Source organism: Pseudomonas sp., from assembly GCF_049645325.1.
Taxonomy (GTDB): Bacteria; Pseudomonadota; Gammaproteobacteria; order Pseudomonadales; family Pseudomonadaceae; genus Aquipseudomonas.
Genome location: NZ_JBARTQ010000273.1, coordinates 1 through 3082 on the forward strand (window position 1 = coordinate 1; position 3082 = coordinate 3082).

Below are 3082 nucleotides of genomic sequence, written 5' to 3' on the forward strand. Positions count from 1 at the left end.
AGTTCGGCCTAATGGTTTCAAAAATTTGCCTTTCTGTGGGATCTGGCTTGCCTGCGATGCAGGCACCTCGATCTTTCAGGTACACCCAGTTGATGCCATCGCAGGCAAGCCAGCTCCCACACAAAAGCCCTTCTCACAGTTGGACCGAGTCGAATTCAGCACCGCATTGTTTTTTTCAGAAGTCCAGGCCGGGCCGCTGCGACGACCCGCGCCTTTTTGGAGCACCGCACCATGACGCTTGCAGTCCAATTCACCCACGTTTCCCGTCAGTTCGGCGAAGTGAAAGCCGTTGACCGGGTTTCCATCGATATCCAGGACGGTGAGTTCTTTTCCATGCTCGGCCCTTCCGGCTCGGGCAAAACCACGTGCCTGCGCCTGATTGCCGGGTTCGAGCAGCCGAGCGCAGGCTCGATCCGGATTCATGGCGAGGAAGCCGCCGGCTTGCCGCCGTACCAGCGCGATGTAAACACTGTGTTTCAGGATTACGCGCTGTTCCCGCATATGAATGTGCGCGACAACGTCGCCTATGGCCTCAAGGTCAAAGGCGTCGGCAAGGCTGAACGCCTGAACCGCGCCGAAGAAGCCTTGGGCATGGTCGCCCTCGGCGGTTATGGCGAACGCAAGCCGGTGCAGCTTTCCGGTGGCCAGCGCCAACGGGTGGCGTTGGCCCGCGCGCTGGTCAATCGTCCGCGCGTGTTGCTGCTCGACGAGCCCCTGGGCGCGCTGGATCTGAAGCTGCGCGAGCAGATGCAGAGCGAGCTGAAAAAGCTGCAACGCCAGCTCGGCATCACCTTCATTTTCGTCACCCATGACCAGACCGAAGCGCTGTCGATGTCCGACCGTGTGGCCGTGTTCAACAAGGGCCGCATCGAACAGGTCGACACCCCGCGCAACCTGTACATGAAGCCCGCCACCTCGTTCGTGGCTGAATTCGTCGGCACCTCCAACGTGATTCGCGGCGAGTTGGCCCAACGCCTCAGCGGCAGTGCGCAGCCATTCTCGATCCGCCCGGAACACGTGCGTTTTGCCGACGGCCCGCTGGGCGCCGGTGAAGTCGAAATCAGCGGCTTGCTGCACGACATCCAGTACCAGGGCAGCGCCACCCGCTATGAACTGAAACTGGAAAACGGCCAGGCGCTGAACATCAGCCAGGCGAACAACCAGTGGCTGGACATCAGCAGCGGCCATCAGGTCGGCCAGTCGATCACCGCCCGCTGGGCGCGGGAAGCCATGACGGCGCTGACCGACAGCGCAGGCGAGGTGTGACATGAGCCTGGCCCTTTCCCAACCGCCGATGCGCAGGTTTTCCAACCTGCTGTACCGCAAGCCCAACCTGTACCTGGCGATGCTGTTGATACCGCCGCTGATCTGGTTCGGCGCGATTTACCTCGGCTCGCTGCTGACCCTGTTATGGCAAGGTTTCTACACCTTCGACGACTTCACCATGGCGGTCACGCCGGACCTGACCCTGGCCAACTTCGCCGCGCTGTTCCAGCCGTCGAACTTCGACATCATCGTGCGCACCTTGAGCATGGCCATCGTGGTGTCTATCGCCAGTGCCGTGGTGGCCTTTCCCATCGCCTACTACATGGCGCGCTACACCACGGGCAAGACCAAGGCGTTTTTCTACATCGCGGTGATGATGCCGATGTGGGCCAGCTATATCGTCAAGGCGTATGCCTGGACCTTGCTGCTGGCCAAGGGCGGCGTGGCGCAGTGGTTCGTGCAGCACTTGGGCCTGGAGCCGGTGTTGCAGTGGGTGCTGGGCATTCCCGGCGTGGGCGGCAGCACCTTGAGCACCTCGCACCTGGGGCGGTTCATGGTGTTCGTCTATATCTGGCTGCCGTTCATGATTTTGCCGATCCAGGCCTCGCTTGAGCGTTTGCCGCCGTCGCTGCTGCAAGCCTCGGCCGACCTCGGTGCCAAACCGCGCCAGACCTTCATGCAGGTGATTCTGCCGCTGTCGATTCCGGGGATCGCGGCCGGTTCGATCTTCACGTTTTCGCTGACCCTGGGCGATTTCATCGTGCCGCAACTGGTGGGCCCGCCGGGTTATTTCGTCGGCGGCATGGTGTACGCCCAGCAAGGCGCCATCGGCAACATGCCCATGGCCGCAGCGTTCACCCTGGTGCCGATCGTGCTGATCGCGGTTTACCTCTCCATCGTCAAACGCCTGGGGGCCTTCGATGCACTCTGAGAAATCGTCTATAGGCTTGAAGATCGCAGCCTGGGGCGGGTTGGTGTTTTTGCACTTCCCGATCCTGATCATCTTCCTCTATGCCTTCAACACCGAAGAAGCCGCGTTCAGCTTTCCGCCGCAGGGTTTCACCCTGAAGTGGTTCAGCGTGGCCTTCGCCCGGCCGGACGTGCTGGAAGCGATCAAGCTGTCGCTGCAGATCGCAGCTATTGCCACCTTGATTGCCATGGTGCTCGGCACATTGGCTTCGGCCGCGTTGTATCGCCGTGAGTTCTTCGGCAAACAAGGCGTGTCGCTGATGTTGATTCTGCCGATTGCGTTGCCGGGGATCATCACCGGTATCGCGCTGCTGGCAACCTTCAAGACGCTGGGCATTGAGCCGGGGATGTTCACCATCATCGTCGGCCACGCGACCTTCTGCGTGGTGATCGTCTACAACAACGTGATCGCGCGCCTGCGCCGCACTTCCCACAGCCTGATCGAAGCCTCGATGGACCTGGGCGCCGACGGCTGGCAGACCTTTCGCTACATCATCATGCCCAACCTCGGCTCGGCGCTGCTGGCGGGCGGCATGCTCGCGTTCGCGCTGTCGTTTGACGAAATCATCGTCACCACCTTCACCGCCGGCCACGAGCGCACCTTGCCGCTGTGGCTGCTCAACCAGTTGAGCCGCCCACGGGATGTGCCGGTGACCAACGTGGTGGCGATGCTGGTGATGCTGGTGACGATGTTCCCGATTCTGGGTGCCTATTACCTGACCCGCGGCGGTGAAAGCGTGGCGGGGAGTGGCGGTAAATAACTGTGCGATTGGAGGAACGCGGTTCAAATGTGGGAGCGGGCTTGCTCGCGAATGCGGTGTGTCAGTTGACACATTTGTATCTGATG

The 3082-nt window shown here is 61.3% G+C and carries 3 protein-coding genes and 1 pseudogene; all 4 read left to right on the forward strand.

The genetic code is table 11. The features are described 5' to 3' along the window. Window positions 1-235 (forward strand): annotated as a pseudogene (locus WBB95_RS11965) (hypothetical protein); the annotation flags it as partial. Further along, entirely contained in the window at window positions 232-1266 is a 1035-nt protein-coding gene (locus tag WBB95_RS11970; protein WP_424487788.1) for an ABC transporter ATP-binding protein, read from the forward strand. The pseudogene WBB95_RS11965 and the gene WBB95_RS11970, both read left to right, overlap by 4 nt. A gap of 1 nt (window position 1267) precedes the next feature. Further along, window positions 1268-2197, forward strand: a complete 930-nt coding sequence (locus tag WBB95_RS11975; RefSeq protein WP_424487789.1) for an ABC transporter permease — start codon at window positions 1268-1270, stop codon at window positions 2195-2197. Next, window positions 2187-2996, forward strand: coding sequence for an ABC transporter permease (locus WBB95_RS11980; RefSeq protein WP_016977919.1), 810 nt, complete (start codon window positions 2187-2189; stop codon window positions 2994-2996). The genes WBB95_RS11975 and WBB95_RS11980 overlap by 11 nt, the downstream gene beginning before the upstream one ends. Window positions 2997-3082: the final 86 nt, after the last annotated feature.